At 74.6% G+C, this 22,672-nt stretch carries 23 protein-coding genes and 2 pseudogenes; 15 read left to right on the forward strand and 10 right to left on the reverse strand.

Features of this window, described 5'->3' with window-relative positions; genetic code table 11:
* Together V6V16_RS25680 and V6V16_RS25685 are read right to left on the reverse strand one after the other, a co-directional pair.
* Positions 1 to 856: hypothetical protein (locus V6V16_RS25680; protein ID WP_334566101.1), on the reverse strand; the 856-nt coding region annotated here is incomplete at its 3' end.
* 22 nt (positions 857 to 878) lie between these two features.
* Entirely contained in the window at positions 879 to 1,643 is a 765-nt protein-coding gene (locus tag V6V16_RS25685) for an SDR family oxidoreductase (RefSeq protein ID WP_334566102.1), read from the reverse strand.
* Between the two features lie 181 nt (positions 1,644 to 1,824).
* Here V6V16_RS25685 and mshA point away from each other — a divergent pair, with 181 nt between their 5' ends.
* The 3 genes from mshA to V6V16_RS25700 all read left to right on the forward strand — a co-directional run bounded on the left by mshA (position 1,825) and on the right by V6V16_RS25700 (position 4,835).
* The gene (gene mshA, locus V6V16_RS25690; RefSeq protein WP_334566103.1) at positions 1,825 to 3,189 is read left to right on the forward strand and encodes a D-inositol-3-phosphate glycosyltransferase; all 1,365 of its coding nucleotides are present in this window, start codon (positions 1,825 to 1,827) and stop codon (positions 3,187 to 3,189) included.
* Between the two features lie 61 nt (positions 3,190 to 3,250).
* The gene (locus tag V6V16_RS25695; RefSeq protein ID WP_334566105.1) at positions 3,251 to 3,814 is read left to right on the forward strand and encodes a YbjN domain-containing protein; all 564 of its coding nucleotides are present in this window, start codon (positions 3,251 to 3,253) and stop codon (positions 3,812 to 3,814) included.
* Between the two features lie 190 nt (positions 3,815 to 4,004).
* Positions 4,005 to 4,835 carry a hypothetical protein gene (locus tag V6V16_RS25700; RefSeq protein ID WP_442934155.1) on the forward strand — a complete coding sequence of 277 codons (831 nt, stop codon included), beginning with the start codon at positions 4,005 to 4,007 and terminating at the stop codon, positions 4,833 to 4,835.
* Between the two features lie 512 nt (positions 4,836 to 5,347).
* Here the strand turns inward: V6V16_RS25700 and V6V16_RS25705 are convergent.
* Positions 5,348 to 6,685, reverse strand: a complete 1,338-nt coding sequence (locus tag V6V16_RS25705; protein WP_334566109.1) for an MFS transporter — start codon at positions 6,683 to 6,685, stop codon at positions 5,348 to 5,350.
* A gap of 84 nt (positions 6,686 to 6,769) precedes the next feature.
* On the reverse strand, positions 6,770 to 8,140 hold the full coding sequence (locus V6V16_RS25710; protein WP_334566112.1) for an MDR family MFS transporter: 1,371 nt from the start codon (positions 8,138 to 8,140) through the stop codon (positions 6,770 to 6,772).
* A 150-nt stretch (positions 8,141 to 8,290) separates the two neighbouring features.
* On the opposite strand from V6V16_RS25710, the gene V6V16_RS25715 reads away from it, so the two are divergent.
* Complete coding sequence (locus V6V16_RS25715; RefSeq protein ID WP_334566115.1) at positions 8,291 to 9,058, forward strand: phosphoglyceromutase; 768 nt, start codon at positions 8,291 to 8,293, stop codon at positions 9,056 to 9,058.
* Positions 9,059 to 9,119: 61 nt separating this feature from the next.
* On the opposite strand, the gene phoU is transcribed toward V6V16_RS25715, so the two are convergent.
* The gene (phoU, locus tag V6V16_RS25720) at positions 9,120 to 9,773 is read right to left on the reverse strand and encodes a phosphate signaling complex protein PhoU (RefSeq protein WP_334566118.1); all 654 of its coding nucleotides are present in this window, start codon (positions 9,771 to 9,773) and stop codon (positions 9,120 to 9,122) included.
* A gap of 265 nt (positions 9,774 to 10,038) precedes the next feature.
* Here phoU and V6V16_RS25725 point away from each other — a divergent pair, with 265 nt between their 5' ends.
* Together V6V16_RS25725 and V6V16_RS25730 are read left to right on the forward strand one after the other, a co-directional pair.
* Positions 10,039 to 11,325 (forward strand): sensor histidine kinase, encoded by a 1,287-nt coding sequence (locus V6V16_RS25725; protein ID WP_334566120.1) that lies wholly within the window; start codon positions 10,039 to 10,041, stop codon positions 11,323 to 11,325.
* Between the two features lie 24 nt (positions 11,326 to 11,349).
* On the forward strand, positions 11,350 to 12,033 hold the full coding sequence (locus tag V6V16_RS25730; protein ID WP_334566121.1) for a response regulator transcription factor: 684 nt from the start codon (positions 11,350 to 11,352) through the stop codon (positions 12,031 to 12,033).
* Between the two features lie 56 nt (positions 12,034 to 12,089).
* Here V6V16_RS25730 and V6V16_RS25735 read toward each other — a convergent pair whose 3' ends face one another.
* On the reverse strand, positions 12,090 to 12,899 hold the full coding sequence (locus V6V16_RS25735; RefSeq protein WP_334566123.1) for a hypothetical protein: 810 nt from the start codon (positions 12,897 to 12,899) through the stop codon (positions 12,090 to 12,092).
* Between the two features lie 74 nt (positions 12,900 to 12,973).
* Between V6V16_RS25735 and V6V16_RS25740 the strand changes: the two genes are divergently transcribed.
* Positions 12,974 to 13,918 (forward strand): Ppx/GppA phosphatase family protein, encoded by a 945-nt coding sequence (locus V6V16_RS25740; protein ID WP_334566125.1) that lies wholly within the window; start codon positions 12,974 to 12,976, stop codon positions 13,916 to 13,918.
* A 195-nt stretch (positions 13,919 to 14,113) separates the two neighbouring features.
* The gene (locus tag V6V16_RS25745; protein WP_334566128.1) at positions 14,114 to 14,920 is read left to right on the forward strand and encodes a sugar phosphate isomerase/epimerase family protein; all 807 of its coding nucleotides are present in this window, start codon (positions 14,114 to 14,116) and stop codon (positions 14,918 to 14,920) included.
* A 19-nt stretch (positions 14,921 to 14,939) separates the two neighbouring features.
* On the opposite strand, the gene V6V16_RS25750 is transcribed toward V6V16_RS25745, so the two are convergent.
* The 3 genes from V6V16_RS25750 to V6V16_RS25760 are packed head-to-tail and all read right to left on the reverse strand — an operon-like array spanning position 14,940 to position 16,969.
* Positions 14,940 to 15,512: a CGNR zinc finger domain-containing protein gene (locus V6V16_RS25750; protein WP_334566130.1), complete on the reverse strand. Its 573-nt coding sequence runs from the start codon at positions 15,510 to 15,512 to the stop codon at positions 14,940 to 14,942.
* A 19-nt stretch (positions 15,513 to 15,531) separates the two neighbouring features.
* Positions 15,532 to 16,698 (reverse strand): glutathionylspermidine synthase family protein, encoded by a 1,167-nt coding sequence (locus tag V6V16_RS25755; RefSeq protein ID WP_334566132.1) that lies wholly within the window; start codon positions 16,696 to 16,698, stop codon positions 15,532 to 15,534.
* Between the two features lies 1 nt (position 16,699).
* On the reverse strand, positions 16,700 to 16,969 hold the full coding sequence (locus tag V6V16_RS25760; RefSeq protein WP_334566133.1) for a hypothetical protein: 270 nt from the start codon (positions 16,967 to 16,969) through the stop codon (positions 16,700 to 16,702).
* A gap of 129 nt (positions 16,970 to 17,098) precedes the next feature.
* Here V6V16_RS25760 and V6V16_RS25765 point away from each other — a divergent pair, with 129 nt between their 5' ends.
* The gene (locus V6V16_RS25765; protein WP_334566135.1) at positions 17,099 to 18,019 is read left to right on the forward strand and encodes a proline dehydrogenase family protein; all 921 of its coding nucleotides are present in this window, start codon (positions 17,099 to 17,101) and stop codon (positions 18,017 to 18,019) included.
* Position 18,020: 1 nt separating this feature from the next.
* Here the strand turns inward: V6V16_RS25765 and V6V16_RS25770 are convergent, their stop codons facing one another.
* Positions 18,021 to 18,431 (reverse strand): VOC family protein, encoded by a 411-nt coding sequence (locus tag V6V16_RS25770; RefSeq protein WP_334566137.1) that lies wholly within the window; start codon positions 18,429 to 18,431, stop codon positions 18,021 to 18,023.
* A 530-nt stretch (positions 18,432 to 18,961) separates the two neighbouring features.
* Between V6V16_RS25770 and V6V16_RS25775 the strand changes: the two genes are divergently transcribed.
* The 6 genes and pseudogenes from V6V16_RS25775 to V6V16_RS25795 all read left to right on the forward strand — a co-directional run.
* A complete protein-coding gene (locus tag V6V16_RS25775; protein ID WP_334566139.1) occupies positions 18,962 to 20,299 on the forward strand; it encodes a hypothetical protein in 1,338 nt (445 codons plus the stop codon).
* 69 nt (positions 20,300 to 20,368) lie between these two features.
* Positions 20,369 to 20,563 (forward strand): annotated as a pseudogene (locus V6V16_RS27960) (hypothetical protein); the annotation flags it as partial.
* A gap of 160 nt (positions 20,564 to 20,723) precedes the next feature.
* Complete coding sequence (locus V6V16_RS25780) at positions 20,724 to 20,933, forward strand: helix-turn-helix domain-containing protein (RefSeq protein WP_007465625.1); 210 nt, start codon at positions 20,724 to 20,726, stop codon at positions 20,931 to 20,933.
* A gap of 218 nt (positions 20,934 to 21,151) precedes the next feature.
* On the forward strand, positions 21,152 to 21,253 hold the full coding sequence (locus V6V16_RS25785) for a 30S ribosomal protein bS22 (RefSeq protein ID WP_007465623.1): 102 nt from the start codon (positions 21,152 to 21,154) through the stop codon (positions 21,251 to 21,253).
* A 120-nt stretch (positions 21,254 to 21,373) separates the two neighbouring features.
* Entirely contained in the window at positions 21,374 to 22,447 is a 1,074-nt protein-coding gene (locus tag V6V16_RS25790) for an NAD-dependent epimerase/dehydratase family protein (protein WP_334566141.1), read from the forward strand.
* Positions 22,444 to 22,672: pseudogene (locus tag V6V16_RS25795) on the forward strand (glycerol acyltransferase); the annotation flags it as partial. The gene V6V16_RS25790 and the pseudogene V6V16_RS25795, both read left to right, overlap by 4 nt.

The following is a 22,672-nucleotide window of genomic DNA, read 5'->3' on the forward strand; positions in this document are numbered from 1 at the left end:
GGGGGGGGGGGGGGGGGGGGGGGGGGGGGGGGGGGGGGGGGGGGGGGGGGGGGGGGGGGGGCGCGGGGGGGAGGGGGGGCGGGGGGAGGGTGACTTCGCCGTGGCGCCAGCGGCGGGGGCCGTCGAGGACCGGCCAGCCCGCCTCGCGGAGGGCGGACACGGCCCGCAGCCAGCGTTGGCGGGGGCCGAACGGGGCGTAGCCGGCGGCGGCGTGCCAGGCGTCGTCTAGCGCCCGGATCAGGTTGTGGACCCGCTCGCCGGGGACGTTGCGGTGGATGAGCGCCTTGGGTAGCCGTTCGGCCAGCTCCGCCGGGGTGCCCAGGGTGGTGAGCTTCGCGGCCAGGGTCAGCGTACGGGGGCCGTGGGCGTCGAGCAGCAGCCAGCACGCGAGCCGCCCCGGCTCGTCGCTGGTGCCCTCGACCAGCAGCCCGCCCGGGGCCAGCGCGGCGGTCATCGTGCGCCAGGCGTCCGCGACCTCGCGTTCGTCGTACTGGCGCAGGACGTTGAACGCCCGGACCAGGGCGGGACGTAGCCCGGCCAGCTCGAACCCGCCCCGCGCGAAGGCGAGCCGGGGCGGGTCGGCGGCCGGCTGGGCGGCGGCGACGCGTACGGGGTCGATCTCCAGCCCGACCAGGCGCACGTCGGGGCGGACCGCGGCGGCGAGCCGGGCGCGCAGCTCGACGGCGGTGACGGGGCTGGCGCCGTAGCCGAGGTCGACCACCAGCGGGTCGGCCGCCTCGCGCAGCGCCTCGCCGCAGGTCTCGACGATCCAGTTGTCCACCCGGCGGAGCCGGTTGGGGTTCGTCGTGCCCCGGGTGACCACGCCCAGCGGCCGGTGCCGCGCCGTGCCCGCCATCGTCCGCGACCCTCCCGGCGGCTCAGCCGACCCGGTGCACCTTGTGCTGGGCGGCCTGGGCCAGCGGGCGCACGACGAGACGGTCCACGTTGACGTGCTGCGGGCGGGTCGCGCACCAGGCGACGCAGTCGGCGACGTCCTCGGCGACCAGCGGCTCGGCGACTCCGGCGTAGACCGCCGCCGCCCGGTCGGCGTCACCGTCGAAGCGCACCAGCGCGAACTCGTCGGTCTTCACCATGCCGGGGTCGATCTCGACCACGCGGACCGGCCGGCCGCAGAGTTCCAGCCGCAGCGTGCCGGCGACCGCCGTCTGCGCGTGCTTGGCGGCGGCGTAGCCGCCCCCGCCCTCGTACACGATGGAGCCGGCGGTCGAGGAGACCACCACGATGGTGCCGGCCCCGGAGGCCTCCAGCGCCGGCAGCAGCGCCTGGGTGACGCGCAGCGTGCCGAGCACGTTGACGTCGTACATCCACTGCCAGTCGCCGACGGAGCCGGACTCGACCGGGTCCAGGCCGCGCGCGCCGCCGGCGTTGTTGACCAGCAGGGTGACCGGCCCCGGGGCCCGGGCCGCCGCCTCGGCCAGCCCGGCCACCGACTCGGCGGAGGTGACGTCGCAGGCCACGGCGGTGGCCGCGCCCCCCGCCTCCTCGATCTCGGCCACCAGGGCGGCCAACCGTTCGGTACGCCGCGCGGCGGCGAGCACGTGGAAACCCTCGGCGGCGAGCCGGCGGGCGGTGGCCGCCCCGATCCCGCTGGACGCTCCGGTGACGACGGCGACAGAGGTCATCCGCTCATTCTCCCCCGGGCGGCCGGGCCGGGTACGGGCGGCGTGGTGATGAGGTCCGTCACGCCCGGGGAACGCCCCGGCGCATTACCGGTGCCCGATGGGGAAGATGACACCGGCCGATGACGTTGTCCGAATAGCGCCGGGCGTGCCGACGGCATTCACCGTGACCAAGGGAGCGGACGTGGCGGAGTTGCACACCGGTGTGGGTCGGCAGCGCGGTGCGCGTCCGTGGCCCCGCCCCCGGCGGATCGCGACGCTCTCGGTGCACACCTCACCCCTGCACCAGCCGGGCACCGGCGACGCCGGGGGGATGAACGTCTACATCCTGGAGGTCGCCCGCCGGCTGGCCGATGCGGGCGTCGAGGTGGAGATCTTCACCCGGGCCACCTCCGGCGACCTGCCCCCGGTGGTCGAGACGGCCCCCGGCGTGCACGTCCGGCACGTCCCCGCCGGGCCCCTGGAGGGGCTCACCAAGGAGGAGCTGCCGGGGCAGCTCTGCGCCTTCACCGCCGGCGTGCTCCGCGCCGAGGCGTCCCGCCCGCCCGGCCACTACGACCTGATCCACTCCCACTACTGGCTCTCCGGGCAGGTCGGCTGGCTGGCCAAGGAGCGCTGGGGGGTGCCGCTGGTGCACACCGCGCACACCCTCGCGAAGGTCAAGAACGCCCAGCTCGCCGCCGGGGACCGGCCCGAGCCGAAGGCCCGCGTCATCGGCGAGGAACAGGTGGTCGCCGAGGCCGACCGGCTGGTGGCGAACACGGCGGTCGAGGCGCGGGACCTGATCGACCGGTACGCGGCCGACCCGACCCGGGTCACGGTGGTCGAGCCCGGCGTCGACCTGGACCGGTTCCGCCCGGCGCCGGGCGAGCGCGAGCGCGTCGCGGCCGCCGCCCGCCACCGGCTGGGCCTGCCCGCCACCGGGTACGTGGTGGCCTTCGTCGGCCGCATCCAGCCGCTGAAGGCTCCGGACGTGCTCGTCCGCGCGGTGGCGGCGCTGCGCGAGCGCGATCCGGTGCTCGCCGACGAGGTGACCGTGGTGATCTGCGGCGGCCCCAGCGGCAGCGGGCTGGACCGGCCGACCGCCCTGATGGAGCTGGCCGCCTCGCTCGGCGTCGCCGACCGGGTCTGCTTCCTGCCACCGCAGACCGGTGACGACCTGCCGGCCCTGTACCGGGCGGCGGATCTGGTCGCGGTGCCGTCGTACAACGAGTCCTTCGGGCTGGTCGCGCTGGAGGCGCAGGCCTGCGGTACGCCGGTGGTGGCCGCCGCCGTCGGCGGCCTGGTGACCGCCGTGCGCGACCAGACCAGTGGCGTGCTGATCGACGGGCACGACCCGGCCGACTGGGCCCGTACGCTCGTACGCCTGCTGCCGGACCGGGCCCGCCGGGCCGAACTGGCCCGCGGCGCGGCGCGGCACGCCCGCGACTTCTCCTGGCACCGCACCGCCTCGGGGCTGCTCGCCGTCTACGGCGAGGCGATCGCCGCGCACCGGGCCCGGCTCACCTCCGAGCTGGCCGGCGGCCCGGCGATGTCCTGCTCCTGGTGACGGTCCGTGCCGCCGGGCCGTCACCCGGTGCCGGCACGGCGGCGGCCGTAGAGTGGATCCGATGAGCGGGAAGAGTGATCTTGCGGCCCTGATCGAGTCGGTCTGCGACGAGCGGGAGCTGGCCTGGGAGTCGACCGGCCCGGGCTCGTACGCGGTCACGTTGCCGGGCACCCACAAGCTGAAGACGATCTGCAACCTGATCGTCGGCGAGCACGCGCTGCGGGTCGAGGCGTTCGTGATGCGCCAGCCGGACGAGCGGCGCGAGGAGCTCTGGGCCTGGCTGTTGCAGCGCAACGCCCGCATGTACGGGGTGTCCTTCTCGATCGACGCGGTCGGCGACGTCTACCTGACCGGCCGGGTCAACCCCGCCGGGATCGACGTCGACGAGCTGGACCGACTGCTGGGCGCGGTGCTGACCTACGCCGACGAGTCCTTCGACACCATGCTGGAGATCGGCTTCGGCAGCTCGATCCGCCGCGAGTGGGAGTGGCGGGTCAAGCGGGGCGAGTCCACCGCCAACCTGGCGGCGTTCGCGCACCTCTTCGAGCCGTCCCCCGCCGGCGGGGGACCGGAATCCGACGCCCCGGGCACGGGTGCCCCGCTCGGAGGTTCGGACCGGTCCTGACGGGTATGCCGCACCGCGCGGTGCGGCACTGGGACCCGCCGCGCGCCGAGGAGCAACTGTCGAGGAGCGTGAGCGTCCCATGGCTCAGCGGAATAGCCCAGGTCGCGGCGGGACCGCGACCAGGACGAAACGGCAGGCGGGCAACCAGACCCCGAACACCCCGACGATCTCCGAGTCCGAGATCTCCCGGATGCGGGTGGACGAGATCCGGGGGCAGCTCCGCAAGCGCGGGGTCTCCGGCATCTCCGCCCTGCGCAAGCCCGAACTGGTGAAGACGCTGGTGAAGACCCTGCGGGCGGAGCGCCCCTCGGGTGGGGCCGCGCGCCGCAGCACCGGGCCCGCCGGCCGGGCGACGGGGACCCGGGCGTCGGCCGGGCGGGCCGCCGCCACGAAGAAGACGGCGCCGGGCAAGGCGGCCCCGGCGAAGAAGGCGGCCCCGGCGAACAAGACCGCCCCGGCGAGGAAGACGGCCGCGAAGAAGGCGGCGGGGACGAAGGCCGCCGCGAACAGGGCGGCCCCGGCGCGGAGGAGCGCCCCGGCGAAGAAGGCCGCCACGAAGCGGGCACCAGCCGCGAAGGCGGCCCCGGCCAGGAAGGCCGCCTCGCCGGCCCGCGCCTCGGCGGGCACGCCGGGCGGCGGTACGGCCACCGGGGTCCGGACCGGTCGGAGCAGCTCGCGGTCGGTGCGTTCCTCGCAGGTCATCTCCTCCGTCGCAGACCGCCCGGAGCGCCCCGGACGCAGCCTGGTGACCACCAACCACGACGTGATCCGCCGCTGGGCCGAGGAGCGCGACGCCAGGCCGGCGACGATCGCGGGGACCGAGCGGGAGGGGCGGGCCGGCGTGCTCACCTTCAACATGCCGGGTTACCGGGAGAGCAGCCGGGTACGTGAGATCACGTGGGACGAGTGGTTCCGGACCTTCGACGAGCGGCGGCTGAACCTGATCTACCAGGAGCAGCTCCGCAACGGCCGCCCGAGCAACTTCTTCCGTACGGAATCGCCCGATCGTGAGGACGGCTGACGTGTTTGGGGGAATGGCCGGCGGGTACGCGCAGTTGGCCATGACCGAGACCCGAGGCCGCGGCGTCCCGGTGCGACGCCGGGCCTGTGACCAGGGAGACAGCCCATCCAGGTTGTCTCCGGAATCCCGGGCGAACTAGCTTTATTGCACTGCGCCACGCTCGGAACCGTTCGGGGGAGCGGAGGATCGATCAGATCCGTGCACCGGGCGAGGCGCGGGGGACGGGTGGCACAACACCGTTGGGGGACGGTGGTCACCTGTTTGGACCGGCGGCGTGAGCGGACGGCGCCTACGGGGGTGGGCATCGCCCGCCGCCGCCGGTCATACGGTGCGGACGCCCATCGCGATCACGAGTCGCGGTGGGCGTTCTGCCGTCCGGCCCACCGCCACATCGCCCACCCCACGGCCCGTCGCCCCCGGTCCGTCGCCCACCGGCCCACCGCTCGCGGCCAGGCGCGGCCGCGGGCGCCTCCCGACCGCGCCTCGGCGTTGTGGGCGGCCGGGAAGACCCCTCAGCGGGTGCGGGCCGGAGCGGGACGGTGCGCCGGGGCGGCGACCCGGCGGAGGGCGGCGACCCGGCGGTCGCGGGGCGGCCCGGCCAGCAGGTGGCAGCCGGCGGCCAGCAGCCCCAGCGCCCCGACGATCAGCCAGTGCCGGTCGCCGAGGTACTGCAGGCTCACCCCGCCGAGGGTGGGTGCCACGAACGACGCCGCCGGGAACGCCAGGTAGAACACCGACTGGTAGCGGGCCCGCAGCTCCGGCGGGGCCAGGTCGGCGTTGATCTGCGCGTTGGGCGGCGCGGCGAGCATCTGCCCGACGGTCCAGACCACCGCCGCGGCCAGGTAGACCGCCAGGTCGTCGGCGAACGCCAGGGCGGCGAAGCCGAGCGCCAGCAGCGCGGTGGAGACGGCCAGGACGCGGTCCTTGCGGTGCCGCTCGATCAGCCGGGGCACGAAGAGCTGCCCGAGCACGATCAGCACCCCGCCGAGCGCCACCACGGCGCCGTACGCCGACGGGCGCAGGCCGTCCGAGCGCATCGCCAGGGGCATGATCGTGGAGGTCTGCATGGTCAGCACGGCCAGCACGAGGGTCAGGCCCACGAAGGTGAGGAAGACGCGGTCGGTCAGGGCGGTGTGCAGCCCGGGCCGCCGCTGCCGCCCCGCGCGCCCGGCCCGCCCCGCCGATCCGGCATCATGGTGCGCGCCCGGGGCCGGGGCCGCCGTGGCGTGCGGCGCGGGCGCGGAGCGGCGGGCCCGGGCGAGGGGAAGGGTCTCGGGGACCTTCCAGCCGATCACGGCGGCGGCGGCCAACGTGGCGGCGGCGTCGACCAGGAAGAGCGCGACGAAGCTCGCCTCGGCCAGCAGGCCGGCCAGGAGCGAGGCCGCCGCCATGCCCAGGTTGAACGCCCAGAACTGGAGGTTGAAGGCCCGGGAGCGGCGCTCCTCGGGCACCACGTCGACGATCGCCGCCACGAAGGCGGGGCTGGGCATCGAGTGCACCACCCCGACCAGGGCGGAGAGCACCGCGATGACCGCCAGGTGCCGGCTGAAGGCCAGCGCGACCATCAGTCCGGCGGTGCCCAGGTGCGCGGCGAGCAGCGTGGCCCGCCGGCCCCACCGGTCGGCGAGCACCCCGCCGAGCAGCACCCCGGCCGCCCCGCCCAGCCCGTACGCCCCGACCACCGTCCCGGTGAGCGCCTCGCTCGCGCCCCGCGCCTCGGTCAGGTAGAGCGAGAGGAAGAGCATCGCGAAGGCGCCGGCCCGGTTGATCAGCAGCCCGGCCCAGAGGTACCAGAAGGTGGCGGGAAGACCGCCCGCGGTGTCGTCCAGCCAGCGGCGCAGGGCCCGCACCCGTCCTCCCGAACAGTTAGGTTTGCTGACAGAGCCGACCCAGACGGTAGGAAGCCGGTGGCCCGTACGCCAGCGTGTCGCTGGTCACCGCGTGCCGGTCGGCTCCGCCGTCCGCCGCGGGTCGGTGCCCGACTTCGGCCGCGGGGGCTCGGCGGGGGCCGTCGCCGCCGCCTCGGCCGCCGCCGGCGCGGGCGGCCGGATCGCCACCACCGGCACCACGGCAGCGGCGGCCGGGCGCAGGGCGGTGGCGCGCCGCTCCCGGGCCGGGCCGGAGATGAGGTGGGCGAGCGCCATCAGGCCGCCGATCACGGCGCAGCCGAACCAGAGCGAGGCGTTGCCGACCTGCTCACGGACCAGGCCGCCGAGGACCGGTGCGACGGCGCCGGCCACCTGCCAGGAGAGCGAGAAGGCACCCTGGTAGCGGCCGCGCAGCTCGGCGGGGGAGAGCTCCGCGATCAGGGTGGCGTTGGAGGGCGAGTTGAGCATCTCGCCGACCGTCCAGATCAGCACGGTCAGGCCGTAGAACCAGGCGGCCTCGGCGAACGCCGTGAGCCCGAAGCCGACGCCCATCACCACCGAGGCCAGGGCGAGCACGTGCGACCGGCTGCGGCCCCTGATCAGCCGGGGTACGAAGAGCTGGCCGACCACGATCAGCACCCCGTTGAGCGCGATCACGGAACCGTAGGTGGCGGGGCTCAGGCCCGAGTCGCCCATCGCGATCGGCAGCATCGAGATGTGCTGGAGGAAGACCAGCGCGGCGAAGAGGTTGAGCGTCACGAAGCCGAGGAAGACCCGGTCGCGGAGGATGGTGCGCAGTGCCCCGACGGGGGCGCCCGGCCCCTTGCGCGGGCCGCCGCCGGCGGGGGCCCGCCGGGTCTCGCCGACCTTGGTGAAGATGACCAGTGCGGTGATCACGGTGGTCGTCGCGTCGACCACGAAGAGCAGCAGGTAGCCGGCCTCGGCCGCGAGGCCGGCCAGGATCGCGGCGCTGGCGAAGCCGAGGTTGATCGCCCAGTAGTTCAGCGAGAAGGCCTTCAGCCGGTCCTTCTCCGGCACCACGTCGATCATCATCGCCCCGAACGCGGGACGCGACGCCTCGGCGAACATGCCGAGCAGCAGGGCGCCGAGCGCCACCGCCCACAGCTCCCGGGCGAAGCCGAGGGCGAGCATCATGGTGGCCGCGCCGAGGTGCGCCGTGAGCAGGGTCGGCCGTCGGCCCCAGCGGTCGCTGAGCGTGCCGCCGACGGTGGTGCCGACCGCGCCGCCCACGCCCCAGAGGCCGAGCACCAACCCCGCCTGCGAGGCGGAGAAGCCGCGCTCCTGGGTCAGGTAGATGGCCAGGAAGACCAGCACGAACGAGCCCAGCCGGTTGATCAGCGTGCCGGTCCACAGGTACCAGAAGGTGGCCGGCAGGCCGCCGGTGGTGTCCCGGAACCAACCCCGCATCGTCCGCACGCCGGCGCCCCCGCCTCGTAATGACCATTGTGACTATCGCGCCTTACAACCTAGTGGTAGGCGGATTCTTCGGGCAGCGCATTTTCCACGTGGTGGTCGTCACGACCGCCGCCCGCGCGTCGCCCGACGGCGTGCGGCAGGATGATCGGCATGACTGCTAGCGAGGGGCCCACCGTCGGGACGCTGGTCCTGCTGCGGCACGGCGAGAGCGACTGGAACGCCAAGAACCTCTTCACCGGCTGGGTGGACGTCGACCTGACCGAGAAGGGCGAGAACGAGGCGCGCCGCGGCGGCGAGCTGCTGCGCGAGCACGGCCTGCTGCCCGACGTGGTGCACACCAGCGTGATGCGCCGCGCGATCCGCACCGCCGAGCTGGCGCTCAACGCCGCCGACCGGCACTGGATCGCGGTGCGCCGGTCGTGGCGGCTCAACGAGCGGCACTACGGCGCCCTCCAGGGCAAGAACAAGAAGCAGACCCTGGAGGAGTACGGCGAGGAGCAGTTCATGCTCTGGCGCCGCTCGTACGACACGCCCCCGCCGCCGATCGCCGCCGACGACGAGTTCTCGCAGGTGGGCGACCCGCGCTACGCGCTGCTGCCGAGCGAGCTGATGCCGCGCACCGAGTGCCTCAAGGACGTCGTCGAGCGGATGCTGCCGTACTGGTACGACTCTGTCGTGCCCGACATCCTGGCCGGCCGGACGGTGCTGGTCGCCGCGCACGGCAACTCGCTGCGGGCCCTGGTCAAGCACCTGGACCAGGTCTCCGACTCCGCGATCGCCAAGCTGAACATCCCCACCGGCATCCCGCTGCGCTACGACCTGGACCCGCAGCTGCGCCCGCTCACCCTGGGCGGGACGTACCTCGACCCGGCCGCCGCGAAGGCCGCCGCCGCCGCGGTCGCCAACCAGGGCCGCTGACGTAGGTACGGCGAAGGGCCCCTCCCGGCGATCGCGTCGGGAGGGGCCCTTCGCCCGCGTCTCAGCTCGCGCTGGTGGCGGTCTGCCCGGTGATCAGGTAGACCACGTGTTCGCCGGAGTTGACCGCGTGGTCGGCGAAGCGCTCGTAGAAGCGGCCGAGCAGGGTGGCGTCGATGGCGGTCTCCACCCCGTACGGCCAGTCCTCGCCGAGCAGCACCCCGAACAGGCTCTTGTGCAGGTCGTCCATGGCGTCGTCGTCGCGGTCGAGCTCGGCGGCGAGGTCGGCGTCGGGCCGGGCGAGCACAGAAGCGATCTTGACGGCCATCCGGTCGGCGATGGTGGCCATGTCGGTGAAGATCGGTCGCAGCTCCGCCGGCACGGCGGGCGACGGGTGCCGGCGCAGGGCGGTCTTCGCCACGTGGTCGGCCAGGTCGCCCATCCGCTCCAGGTCCGCCGCGACGTGCAGCGCGGTGATCATGGCACGCAGGTCGGAGGCGACCGGGGCCTGCCGGGCGAGCAGGTCGCAGACCCGCTCCTCGACGTGCCGGTAGAGCGCGTCGATCTCGGCGTCCCGCTCGATCACCGTCTCGGCCGCCCGGCGGTCCGCGGTGAGCAGGGCGCGGGTGGCCTGCCGCATCGCGGCCCGGACCCCCTCCGCCATGTCCACCAGCAGTTGGCTGACGATCTGAAGGTCAGCCCGGAACTCGTCGCGCATGGTCACGTCCTGTGGTCGATGTCGCCGGCCCGGGGCCGGTCGGAAGGCCGATGGTCGCCGGCCCGTGGGCCGGTCGGAGGTTCGCTGGTCGCCGGCCCGGGGGCCGGCGGGGAGCAGGTGCGTCGCCCACGGTAGGTCGGACGGGCGGACCGGAGGTGAACCACGGTGAACGACGCCGGACGGGGGAGTGAACTTTCCCGGAAGTGAAGGTGATTCATCCCATTTGTGGGGGTTGCCAGGTTAACAATGACCCTACGATCGCCGGGTGGAATGGGCGGTGGCGGTCGCGGTGGCCGTGGGGCTGGCGATCGGACTGGTCGCCGGGGTGCTGCTGCCCCGGCTCGTCCCGGCGCTGGGCCGGCGCGCCACGCGGGCGGGGAGCCGGTCCGGCTTCCCCAACATCTGGGGGAGGCTCCCGATAGCCGAGGATCCGCAGTCCGGGATCGGCCGCCGGACGATCGACTCGCTCCGTGCCGGCGTCGTCGTGCTCGACCCCGACGACCTGCCCGTCCTGGTCAATCCCGCGGCCCGCGCGATGGGGCTGCTCCGCACCGGCCCCACCCCGGGCTCGGTCGCCGCCCACCCGCTGATCCGTACCCTCGCCGGGCAGGTGCGGCGCACCGGCGTGCGGCGCGAAATCGAACTGGACCTGCCGCGCGGGCGCGACAACGCCGGGGTGAACCCGCTCGGGGTGCACCTGCGCGCCATGGGCATCGGCGCCGGCTTCATCGCCGTCGAGGCGGCGGACGTCACCGAGTCGCACCGGCTGGCCCGGGTCCGCCGCGACTTCGTGGCCAACGTCAGCCACGAGCTGAAGACCCCGATCGGCGCCCTCCAACTCCTCGCGGAGGCGCTCCTGGACGCCACGGAGCCGGCCGGAGCCGGGCCGCCCGAGCTCTCCGAGGACCTGGTCGCCGCCCGGCGGTTCGCCGAGCGGATCCAGCACGAGTCGACCCGGCTGGGCCGTCTGGTGCAGGAGCTGCTGGAGCTGACCCGGCTCCAGGGCGCCGAACCGCAGCCGCCGCCCGAGCCGGTCGCGATCGACTGGGTGGTCGCCGAGGTGATCGACCGGACCCGCACCTCCGCCGCCGCCCGCCGGATCGCCGTCGCCGTCGACGTCGAGCGGGGACTGACCGTCCACGGCAGCGGCGCCCAGCTCGCCACGGCCGTGTCGAACCTGGTGGAGAACGCGGTCAACTACTCGGGGGAGGAGACCACCGTCCGGATCACCGCCCGCGCCGCCGACGAGCACGTCGAGATCTCCGTCGCCGACCAGGGCATCGGCATCGCCCCGACCGACGTGGACCGGATCTTCGAGCGGTTCTACCGGGCCGACCAGGCCCGGTCCCGGTCGACCGGCGGCACCGGCCTGGGGCTGGCCATCGTCAAACACATCGCCGGCAACCATGGCGGGCGGGTCGAGGTGTCGAGCACCCTGGGTGGTGGGTCGACGTTCACCCTCCGGCTTCCCACCCGTCCCCCCGACGAGGTCCTGGCGACACTGCCCTCCGCTGGGATCGAGGCCGGTCCGGCCGAGCTCCGGCAGGCCTGACAGCAAAAGGAAAGGAAGTCCCCCTTGAGCCGCGTTCTGGTGGTCGAGGACGAGGAGTCGTTCTCCGACGCCCTGTCGTACATGCTCCGCAAGGAGGGCTTCGAGGTGTCCGTCGCCGCGACGGGCCCCGCCGCCCTCACCGAGTTCGACCGGACCGGCGCCGACATCGTGCTGCTCGACCTGATGCTGCCCGAGATGTCCGGCACCGAGGTGTGCCGGCAGCTCCGCCAGCGCTCGCACGTGCCGATCATCATGGTCACCGCCCGGGACAGCGAGATCGACAAGGTGGTCGGCCTGGAGATCGGCGCCGACGACTACGTCACCAAGCCGTACTCGCCGCGCGAACTCGTCGCCCGGATCCGGGCGGTGCTGCGCCGGCAGAGCGCCGAGGTCGCCGAGGCGGGCGGGCCGACGCTGGCCGCCGGCCCGGTCCGGATGGACATCGAGCGGCACGTGGTGACCGTCGACGGCGCGGCCGTCCAGCTTCCGCTCAAGGAGTTCGAGCTGCTGGAGCTGCTGCTGCGCAACGCCGGCCGGGTGCTCACCCGGGGGCAGCTCATCGACCGGGTCTGGGGGGCCGACTACGTTGGCGACACCAAGACCCTCGACGTGCACGTCAAGCGGCTGCGCTCCAAGGTCGAGCCGGAACCGTCCGCGCCGCGCTTCATCGTCACCGTGCGGGGGTTGGGCTACAAGTTCGAGCCCTGACCGGCGTACGCGTCGAGGGGCCCGCGCCACCGCGCGGGCCCCTCGACGTCGGTCGGTCAGGCGCCGCCGGCGGGGTGCGGGGCGACCAGGCCCTGCCGGCCGCGCGCCCCGCAGACCTCGGCCAGCTTCGCGTACGCGGGGGCGCCGACGAGGGCGGTCAGCTCGGGACCGTAGGAGACGTACATCGGCTCGGTGCCGACGTGCGCGTCCGTGGAGGAGGTGCACCACCAGTCCAGGTCGTGCCCGCCGGCGCCCCAGCCGCGCCGGTCGAACTCGGCGAGCGTGGAGACCAGCACCTTCGTGTTGTCCGGCCGCTTCACCCACTCCTGGTCGCGGCGGATCGGCAGCTGCCAGCAGACGTCCGGCTTGTATTCCAGCGGGTGCACCCCGTCGCGCAGCGCCTGGGCGTGCAGGGCGCAGCCGGCACCCGCCGGGAAGTCGGCGTCGTTGAGGAAGACGCACGGCCCGTCCGCGTGCTGGGTGGCGGTGCGGCGGGCGGCGTTCTTGCCGTCGACGGTGTCGTTCTCGGTCCAGTTCTTGAACCCGCGCCGGAAGTGCTGCCACGTCGCCGGGGTCAGCCGCTTGACCGCGGCCCGGACCCGCTGCTCGTCCTCGGAGTCGGTGAAGAACGCGCCGTGCGAGCAGCAGCCGTCGGCGGCCCGGCCGGCGACGATGCCGTGGCAGCCCCGGCCGAAGACGCACGTCCACCGGGAGAGCAGCCACGTCAGGTCGGCCCGGATGAGGTGGTTCTCGTCCGCCGGGTCGGCGAACTCGATCCACTCCCGGGGGAAGTCCAGGGGCACCTCGCGACTGCGCGGGTCCGCCGGGTCGTCCACCAGCACGCGGAGTTCGATCTGGCCTGTCACCCGGCCCAGCGTACGCGGGGCGCCCCGCTCGGGCCGCCGAGCCGCGCAAACCCGTTGGCCCTAGTGTCTTCAGCATGCGACTGGGAGTCCTCGACGTAGGTTCCAACACGGTGCACCTGCTGGTGGTCGACGCCCACCACGGCGCGCACCCCTGGCCGGCGCACTCGGAGAAGGTGGTGCTGCGGCTCGCCGAGCAGATCGGCCCGGACGGCGCGCTCACCGAGGCTGGCGCCGACAGCCTGGTCAAGGCGGTCGGCATGGCCAAGGCGGCCGCCGCCGGCCTCGACGCCGAGGACCTGATCGCCTTCGCCACCTCCGCCGTCCGGGACGCCACCAACGCCGCCGAGGTGTTGGCCCGGGTCCGGGACGAGGCGGGCGTACGCCTGGAGGTGCTCCCCGGCGCGGACGAGGCCCGGCTGACCTTCCTCGCGGTGCGGCGCTGGTTCGGCTGGTCGGCGGGGCGGCTGCTGGTGCTGGACATCGGCGGCGGCTCCCTGGAGATGGCTGCCGGAATCGACGAGTATCCGGCCGCCGCGGTGTCGCTGCCGCTCGGCGCCGGCCGGCTGACCCGCGACCGGCTCCGGGTGGACCCCGACGGCACGGCGCCGCCGCCGGCCGAGGCGGTCGACGAGCTGCGGGCGTACGTCGACCGCCTGGTGGAACCGGTGGCCGGGCAGCTGACCGCGGTGGGCTGGGAACGCCCGGTGGCCACCTCGAAGACGTTCCGGACCCTGGCCCGGCTGGCCGGGGCGGCGCCCTCCGGCGCGGGGCTCTGGGCGCCCCGCCGGCTGACCCGGTCCGGGCTGCGGCAGGTGCTCGGCTTCATCCGGCACATCCCACCGGCGCAGCTCGCCGAGCTGGAGGGGGTCAGCGCCGGCCGGGCCCACCAACTGCTCGCCGGGGCGGTCGTCGCCGAGGCGGTGATGCGCCGGCTGGACGTGGAAGCGCTGGACATCTGCCCCTGGGCGCTCCGCGAGGGCGTCATCCTGCGCCGGCTGGACCAGCTCGGCCCGGTGTGAGCCCGAGGCGTGGGCTTGCCGGTCCCGTACCCGCGAACGGAGGGTAGTGCTGTTAGGGCGGGGAGTGAGCTTGCGGGCCGCGCCGCCGCGAACGGAAGGCGGCGCTGCGAGCGCGAGTAGCGGTATCGGGGTGATCTGGGCGCTTTGCCGCCTCTCGTCACGAGGTGTCGGTGGACCCCGGCTACGCTCGATGGCGTGACTTCCCGCGTTCCGGTGCTCCTGTCCACGTCCTCGGTCTTCCCTGAGCGGACCGCGGCGGCGTTCCAACTGGCCGCGGCGCTGGGCTACGACGGCGTCGAGGTGATGGTCTGGACCGACGCCGTGAGCCAGGACGCCGGCGCGCTGCGCGGCCTCGCCGAGCACTACGGGGTGCCGGTGCTCTCCGTCCACGCCCCCTGCCTGCTGGTCACCCAGCGGGTGTGGAGTCCCGACCCGTGGGAGCGGCTGCGCAGATCCGCGGAGCTCGCGGCGACGCTCGGGGCGCCCACCGTCGTGGTGCACCCGCCGTTCACCTGGCAGCGGGAGTACGCGCGCAACTTCGCCGACGGCCTGGCCGCGATCGCCGCCGAGTACCCGGAGCTGCGGTTCCCGGTGGAGAACATGTACCCGGTCCGGATGGCGGGGCGCCAGTTCGTGCCGTACGTCCCGGGTTGGGACCCGACCGAGACCGGCTACGCCTCCTACACGCTCGACCTGTCGCACTGCGCCGCCTCGCACACCGACTCGCTGGCGATGGCCGACCGGATGGGCGCGAACCTGGCCCACGTGCACCTCGGCGACGGCACCGGCGAGGGCCGCGACGAGCACCTGGTGCCGGGGCGCGGCACCCAGCCCTGCGGCGAGCTGCTCTCCTCGCTGGCCGGGCGCGGGTTCACCGGCTCGGTCGCCGTGGAGGTCACCACGCGGGGCGCGAAGAGCCGCGCGGAGCGGGAGGCCGACCTGCGGGCGTCGCTGGAGTTCGCCCGCCAGCACCTGGGCACCCCGTCCCCGGTCGACGCCTGAGCGCCGACCGGGCCGGGCGTCAGACGACGGTGCTGAGGGACTCCTTGGCGGTCACGCCGGCCTGCTCGCCGATCGCCGCGCGCTTGCGGGCGCGGTGGGCGGCCACGTGCGAGCGGGTGGCGCAGCGCTCCGAGCAGAACCGCCGGCAACAGTTGGACGACGTGTCCAGGTAGACGTTGCCGCAGCGTTCGTCGGCACACACGCCGAACCGGGCGCTGCCGTACTCGCAGAGCCAGACCGACAGCCCCCAGGCCGCGCCGGCCAGGTACTCCGCGCTCACCGAGGCGCCCCGGCTGGTCACGTGCATGTGCCAGTCGTTGGAGTCGTGCCCGGAGATGCGGGGCTGCACCGGGAACGCCTCCAGCAGCGCGTTGAGCTCCGCCACCGCCTGGACGTCGCGTCCGGAGGTGCCGTACTCGAAGACGTCGCGCAGTCGCTTCTGCGCCCGCCGGAATGTCGCGAGGTCCCGCTCCGCCACCTCGTCGTGCATCCAGGCGCTGTCTTCGGGGAAGAGGGCCCGCAGGTCGTCGAGGTCGTCCAGGCGGGCGTTGACGAGGTCAACGCCGGTCCGGGCGTACGCGTCGAAGTTCACGCCCACAACGGTAGACGACTCAGGGGACCCGTGGCGCGTCGATGTAGTGCGGGAGGAACCGCGCGTAGCCGTCGGTGATGAGGCTCGCGCTCTCCCGCACCCCCACCCCGGCCGACTCTCCGTCGACGATCCAGCTGCCCAGCACCGTCCGGTTGCCGGCGAACTCCGGCAGCGCCCGGAACTCCTGGTAGCACCAGCCCTCGTCGCCGTAGATCCCCGGATTGCTGATCTCGGTGTCGCCGGTGACGATGCGTACCGAGCCGCCCTCGCGGCCGAGCAGCGGCTTGGCCACGTACTCCGTCATCCCGCGCGGCGAGTCGAGGTACGCGGGCAGCAGCAGCTCGTGCCCGGGATGGAGCTCCCAGAGCACGGCGAGCAGCGCCTTGTTGGAGAGCAGCAGCTTCCAGGCCGGCTCGATCCAGGTCGTCGGGGTGCCCGGCTCCAGCGCCAGCGGCCCGTACGGCTCGGCGAGCATCCACTCCCACGGATAGAGCTTGAAGCAGGTGCTGACCGGCCGGTCGCTCGCGTCGACGAAGCGCCGGCCGTCCCAGCCGAGCTGCTGGATCGGCTGGAGCGTGACCTCCAGCCCGGCCTGGCGGGCGGTCTCGGCGAGGTAGCCGGCGGTCATGTGGTCCTCGCCGGACTCCTCCTCGTTCGACCAGACCACGTGCACGCGGCGGTCGTGCAGACCCGCGCCGATCTTCGCCCAGGCGCCGACGAGGCGCTCGTGCAGGCTGTTCCACTGGTCCAGCTCCGGCCGGGTGTGCTCCAGCCAGTACCACTGGACGATGCTCGCCTCGACCAGCGCGGTGGGGGTGTCGGCGTTGTACTCCAGCAGCTTGGGCGGCCAGCTGCCGTCGTAGGCGAGGTCGAAGCGCCCGTAGAGGGTGGGCGGCACCTCGCGCAGCGACCGGGCCACGGCCTCGGCCGCCCAGGCCGGGATGCCGAACTCGGCGTAGCGGTGGCGGGCGACGACGTGCTCGGCGGCGGCCACCGACATCCGGTGCAGCTCCTCGGTCGCCTCCTCCAGTCGCAGCACCTCGTCCAGCTCGAACGCGTACGCGGCGGTCTCGTCCCAGTACGACATGATGCCGCCGTCGGGCAGCTCGGTGTCGACGTACACCAGGCCCTGGGAGCGGATCGTGGCGTCCCAGTCGGGGCGGGGGGTGACGGTGTCCCGGCGCACCTCAGCCGCCGCAGGAGGCGAGGTGGGTGCCGAAGCCGCCCCGGTCGGGCACCGCCGCGGCGGCCGGCTCCGACGCGGTGCGCCCGGCGGTGACCTGCGGCGCCCGGAGCGCCAGGGCCACCGTGTCGCCGCCGCCCACCGGGCCGAGGGCGCAGTCGTCATCGTCGTCGTCCGAGGACATGTTGCAGCCGGAGAGGGTGAGCGCGAGGACGGTGAGCGCGCCGAGCTGCACGGAGGCCGACCGGAGCCGGCGGCGGGGGCGTGGTTCCACGTCATCGTTGTAACCGATGGGAGCCACCGCCGTCCGCCCGTCGGGATCGCCTGTGATGCGGTTGGGACCTGGAACCGGGCTGCGGCCGCTGCCCGGCGCGGCCCCACCGGCGGGCGTTACGCTCGGTCCATGCTCCGTTCCGTCATCCTCGCCGCCTCCCGGTCACCCCAGGTCGAGCGGCTCGTAGCGACGGCCCCGTTCACCCGGGACCTCGTCCGCCGGTTCGTGGCCGGCGCCAAGACCGACGACGCGTTGCGCGCGACCCGCGAACTCGTCGACGACGGTCTCGCGGTCACCCTCGACAACCTCGGCGAGGACACCGTCACCCCCGAGCAGGCGACCGCCACCCGGGACGAGTACGTCAAGCTGCTGAGGATGCTCGCCGGCGCCGGGCTGACCCCCGCCGCCGAGGTGAGCGTGAAGCTCTCGGCGCTCGGGCAGCTCTTCGACGAGCAGCTCGCCCTCGAGAACGCGCGGGCGATCTGCGTCGCCGCCGAGGAGGCGGGCACCACGGTCACCCTCGACATGGAGGACCACACCACCACCGACTCGACCCTGGACATCCTCGCCAAGCTGCGCAAGGACCACCCGGGCACGGGCGCGGTGCTCCAGGCGTACCTTCGGCGGACCGAGTCGGACTGCCGGGAGCTGGCCACGGCCGGTTCCCGGGTGCGGCTGTGCAAGGGCGCGTACAAGGAGCCGGAGTCGGTGGCCTACCAGTCGGCCCGCGAGGTGGACAAGTCGTACGTCCGCTGCCTGAACATCCTGATGTCCGGCGACGGCTACCCGATGCTGGCCACCCACGATCCCCGCCTGGTCGCCATCGGCGAGGACCGGGCCCGCTGGTTCGACCGGGGCCCCGAGCGGTTCGAGTTCCAGATGCTCTACGGCATCCGCCCTGAGGAGCAGGCCCGGCTGGCCGGCGAGGGCTACACCGTGCGCACCTACCTGCCCTACGGCGAGGACTGGTACGGCTACCTGATGCGCCGCCTCGCCGAGCGCCCGTCGAACCTGGCGTTCTTCGGCCGGGCGGTGCTGTCGAAGAACTGAGTCAGCCGTTCGACCAGCCCCGGGTGCTCAGCACCAGGCGGTAGCCGTCCGGATCGGCCAGCGTGATCCCCCAGCGGTCCCAGTACGGGCCGGCGGAGACCCTCGTCCCGCCGGCCCGTTCCAGTTCCCGGACCAGTTCGTCGTCGACCGGCCCGTCGAGGTAGAGCACCAGCAGGTCCTCGGCGGTCGGCGTCGGCACGACGCCGAGCCCCTCGCCGCCGACGAGTTCCAGGTGCCAGTGCTCGCCCGGCCGGCCGACCATGAGCAGGTCGTGCTCGCCCGGCGCCGCGGCGGCGGAGCGCCACAGCACGTCGAGGCCGAGCCCGCCCACCCAGAAGCGTTCGGCGGCCGCCAGGTCCCGGCTGGGCCGGGCGATACGCAGGTGCGCGGCGGTGGCGCGGGTGAGGGGCACGAGGAGATCGTGCGACCTGAGGTCGGGGTGAGGTCAAACCCTGATGAGCCTGGCGGGACGCCCCGCCTGAGCCGCCCCACGCCCCACCCGATCGCCCCTACGTCCTCGCGTCGTCCGGCCCGGGACGCGGACTCGGGGGCGGCTGCGTCGGCGGGGCGGCGTGGCTCGCCCGGCGGTGGTCGCCCCGCCGGCCGGATGGTCGTACCCTTCGGCGGGTGAGTGACGGGCAGCCCGGGACGGACGGCCGACCGGCGACGGCTGGCGCGCCCGCCACCGCGACGGGGGCGGCCGAGGGACGGGACCGGCCCGCGCCGGCCGAACCGCCCGCGCCGGAACCGCCCGTGCCGCCCGCGTCGGCCGAACCGGCCGCGTCGGCCGAACCGTCCGCGCCGGCCGAGATCGCGCCGCCCGAAGCTTCTGCGCCGGCCGAACCGGCCGCGCCGGCCGAGATCGCGCCCGCCGGGACCGCGCCGGCCGAACCCTCCGCGCCGGCCGTGTCGGAAGTCTCGGGCGCGTCGGCTGCCCCCGGGGTGCGCGCTGATGTCGTCGCGCCGCTTCCGGTCGCGTCGACCGAGACCGTCGGGCTCGGGTCGGCGGTGGGCGCCGAGCGGCCGTCGCGGCGGATCCGGCCGCTCGGGGTGGTGTTGGTCGCGGCCGTGCTGCTACTGGTCTGCGGCCTGCCCGCGGCGCTGGTGGCCGGTGTGGTGCGCACCGGCGCCCCGCCGGCTCCGGGATCGTCCGCCGTCCCGGCCGACGATCCCGCCACCGCCGTCGCCCGCCGGCTCGGGGAGCGGATGACCGCGGAGCTGGCGCGGCAGTCCGCGGCCCTGCTGGGCGGGGACCGCGCCGGTTTCCTGGCGGTCGCGGAGCCGGTCGCGCACCCGGAGCTGCGTCGGCGGTACGCCGCGCTGCGCGCGCTACGGGTGGCCGCATGGCAGGCCGGCGCGAGCGGCCTGCCCACCCCGGTCGAGGGCCGGCCGGGCGAGTGGCGGCTGCTGGTCGAGTTCCGCTACTGCTTCGTCGCGCCGGACTGCCGTACCAGCCGGGTGCTGACCGGCACCCGTTGGCGGGAGGGGGAGCGGCCCCGGCTGCTCGCCGTGGAACCGTCCCGCTCCGCCGAGACCGGCACCCGGCCGTGGGAGGTCAGCCAGCTCGTCGTGGCCGTCGGGCCGCGTACGCTCGTGGCCACCACTCCCGCCCTGCGCCGCAAGCTGCCCGGGCTGCTCGCCCAGGCCGAGGCGGCGGCCAGGGTCGCCGACACGTACGCCGTCGGCGGCCGGCCGCCGGACCGGTACCGGATCTTCTACGCCGGCCGGGACGAGTGGCGGCGCTGGTACGGCGGTGGCCGGCCGGAGTGGACCGGCGGGTACGCGGTCACGGTCGGCGGCGGCCACCACGAGGTGGTGCTCAACGCGGACGGGCTCGGTGCCGGCGGGGCGGACGACCTGCTGCGGCACGAGCTGACCCACGCGGCCTCCCTGCCCGAGCGGGGCTACCCGGGCAAGGGCACGTGGTGGCTGGTCGAGGGGCTGGCCGAGTACGCGGGGGCCGACGGGGAGCCGGTCGACCGGTACGCCGGACTGGCCGACGTGCGGCGGCTGCTCGGCGGCGGCTGGGACGGCCGGCTCGACAGCCTGAGCCTCTCCGACGACGCCCCGGCCGACCGGGTCAGCGGCAGCTACGGCATCTCCTACCTGGCGGTGCGGCACCTGATCGACCGGTTCGGCCCGGAGCGGCTGCTCGCCTTCTTCGCGGCCGTCGTGCACGAACGCCTGCCGGTGGAGCGGGCCGCCGAGCGGGTCCTCGGGGAAGCGTGGTCGGCCCTGCACGAGGAGTGCGTCGGGCACGTCCGCGCCGTGGTCGCCTGACCGACCGGCGCGCGGACGGTGAGCCCGAGGCGACCGAGTCCCCGGCCGACGGGCGGCCGGCGGCGCGTTCATGATCGACCGCCGTCGGGCGACGCGGACCGACCTGACACACTGGTGCCCGCTCCCAGCGCGGAGCCCCGGTCCGCGTCCGGAAGCGGCCCGGGGCACCCGCCCGGTGGCTCCGGTGGCGCCGCCGGAGCCACCGGGCGCCTTCCGCTCGGGGCGGCCGGGACGCCGGGCGCAACCGGTTCGGCGACGACGTAACCGGTCGAGTGGACACCGCCGCGATTTATGATCAGTTGCACGAAGGGATCGCGCCGGTCACAGCCGCCCCGCTACCGTACTGGTAACACGCGCGTCGCCGGTCCGGGCGGGACGAACCCGTCCGGTGGCACGCGCCGGGCATGGGATTGGTCGGTGAGCCATGGCCGGGTCGCAGTCCGACGGTCGGCTGTCGGAGGTCAAGTTCCTGACCGTCGCCGAGGTGGCGACGGTGATGCGGGTGTCGAAGATGACGGTCTACCGCCTGGTGCACAGCGGTGAGCTCACCGCGGTCCGGGTCGGCCGTTCGTTCCGGGTACCCGAACACGCGGTGCACGAGTACCTGCGGGGCGCCTTTCAGGAAACCGCCTGACCCTCGCCCCGACGGCCCGCCGAGTGCGACGTAACGGGCATCAACGGGGGCGCGTTGGTCCTGCTGACGCTCTCCCGCTACCCTGGAGCCCGACCGTGACCGCAGGTGCGCCCGACGCATACCCCGCTGGCCCGGTCCGTTGTCCGCAAGCGGTCGCCGACGCCACGCACGTGTGGCGTCTCCTGGTCGCCCCGCACGTTGCATCGAAAGGCTGTCGTATGGGCTCGGTGGTCAAGAAGCGCCGCAAGCGCATGGCTAAGAAGAAGCACCGCAAGCTGCTGCGCAAGACCCGCGTCCAGCGTCGCCGTCTCGGCAAGTGACCGGGGCCGGGTCCCGACCCGGCGCCCGTCGTCACTTGCCAACTGTCGACCCTCGGAGGCTCAGGTGATCAGGCCGCGGATGTTCCGGCTCGATCCGGCCTGCCGGGGAAGGTGTGCGACATGACCCCCGGTGGCACCCCAGGTGCCCCGGGGGTCGTCGTCGTGACCGGGGTCGGCCGCTACCTCGGCGCGCACGTCGCGGCCCGGCTCGCCGCCGACCCGCGAATCGAACGGGTCATCGGCGTGGACCCGCCGGAGTCCGGCGCCGAGTTCACCGATCTGCTCGACCGGGTCGAGCGCGTGCGCATCGACGCCGGCTCGCTCGGCGGGCTCCTCGGCGACCTCGACGTCGACGCGGTGGTCCACCTGGCCCTGGTCAGCTCGCCGGATCCGCAGCACGGCGGGCGATCGGCGATGAAGGACCAGAACGTCATCGGCACGATGCAGCTCCTCGCCGCCTGCCAGCGTGCGCCCCGCCTGCGCAAGATCGTGGTGCGTTCCTCGACGGCCGCCTACGGGGCGTCGTTCCGGGACCCGGCGGTCTTCACGGAGGAGACCGAGCCGCGCGAGGTGCCGCGCGGCGGGTTCGGCCGCGACATCCTGGACATCGAGGGGTACGTCCGGGGCTTCCGCCGCCGCCGGCCCGACGTCACCACGACCGTGCTGCGCTTCGCGCCGTTCATCGGCTCGACCGCCGACACCACCCTCACCCGCTACTTCTCCCAGCCGGTGGTGCCCACCGTCTTCGGGCGCGACCCCCGGTTGCAGTTCCTGCACTTCGACGACGCGCTGGAGGTGCTGCACCGGTCGATCGTCGAGGACCACCAGGGCACCTACAACGTGGCCGGCCCCGGTGTGCTCTCCCTCTCCCAGGCCATCCGGCGGGCCGGTCGGGTCGCCCTGCCGGTGCTGGAGCCCGGCCTCTCCAGCGCCGCCGCGATCGCCCGTAGCCTCGGCTTCGGCCGGTACGGGCTGGACCAGGTCGACCTCTTCGTGCACGGTCGGGTCGTCGACACCAGCCGCCTGGAGCGCGAGTACGGCTTCACGCCCCGCTCCACGGCCGCCGCCTTCGACGACTTCATCCGCGCCCACCACGGCGGGGTCGTGGTGCACCGGGACCAGCTGGCCGCCGCGGAGCAGCTCGTACTGGACGGGATCCGACAGGTCCGGTCGGCCGTGCGGGAGAACTCGTGAGCGGGCCGGAGGAGCGGCGCGACGGCCGTCACGACGTACCGCTGCGGGTGGCCGCGCCCGGCGCGGAGCCCGCGCGGATGAACGGCCGCCGCCCCACCGCGGTCGGCGCCAGCCACCCGGCCGCTGCGGACGGGGCGACCGCGCACGCCGCGGCCACCGACGAGCCCGCGCCCGCCGACGGGCCGTCCGCCGACGCCGCGGCCGACGAGACGCCCGCCGCCGGCG

Source organism: Micromonospora sp. CPCC 205561 (genome assembly GCF_036906775.1).
In the GTDB taxonomy this organism is placed as follows: domain Bacteria; phylum Actinomycetota; class Actinomycetes; order Mycobacteriales; family Micromonosporaceae; genus Micromonospora.

Excerpts from the sequence above, each read along its gene's own strand:
- V6V16_RS25780 (WP_007465625.1), top strand. The coding sequence starts at position 20,724 with ATGGCCGGGTCGCAGTCCGACGGTCGGCTGTCGGAGGTCAAGTTCCTG.
- V6V16_RS25700 (WP_442934155.1), top strand. The coding sequence starts at position 4,005 with ATGCGGGTGGACGAGATCCGGGGGCAGCTCCGCAAGCGCGGGGTCTCC.
- V6V16_RS25715 (WP_334566115.1), top strand. The coding sequence starts at position 8,291 with ATGACTGCTAGCGAGGGGCCCACCGTCGGGACGCTGGTCCTGCTGCGG.
- V6V16_RS25785 (WP_007465623.1), top strand. The coding sequence starts at position 21,152 with ATGGGCTCGGTGGTCAAGAAGCGCCGCAAGCGCATGGCTAAGAAGAAG.
- V6V16_RS25790 (WP_334566141.1), top strand. The coding sequence starts at position 21,374 with ATGACCCCCGGTGGCACCCCAGGTGCCCCGGGGGTCGTCGTCGTGACC.
- phoU (WP_334566118.1), bottom strand. The coding sequence starts at position 9,773 with ATGCGCGACGAGTTCCGGGCTGACCTTCAGATCGTCAGCCAACTGCTG.
- V6V16_RS25765 (WP_334566135.1), top strand. The coding sequence starts at position 17,099 with ATGCTCCGTTCCGTCATCCTCGCCGCCTCCCGGTCACCCCAGGTCGAG.
- V6V16_RS25685 (WP_334566102.1), bottom strand. The coding sequence starts at position 1,643 with ATGACCTCTGTCGCCGTCGTCACCGGAGCGTCCAGCGGGATCGGGGCG.
- V6V16_RS25740 (WP_334566125.1), top strand. The coding sequence starts at position 12,974 with ATGCGACTGGGAGTCCTCGACGTAGGTTCCAACACGGTGCACCTGCTG.
- V6V16_RS25695 (WP_334566105.1), top strand. The coding sequence starts at position 3,251 with ATGAGCGGGAAGAGTGATCTTGCGGCCCTGATCGAGTCGGTCTGCGAC.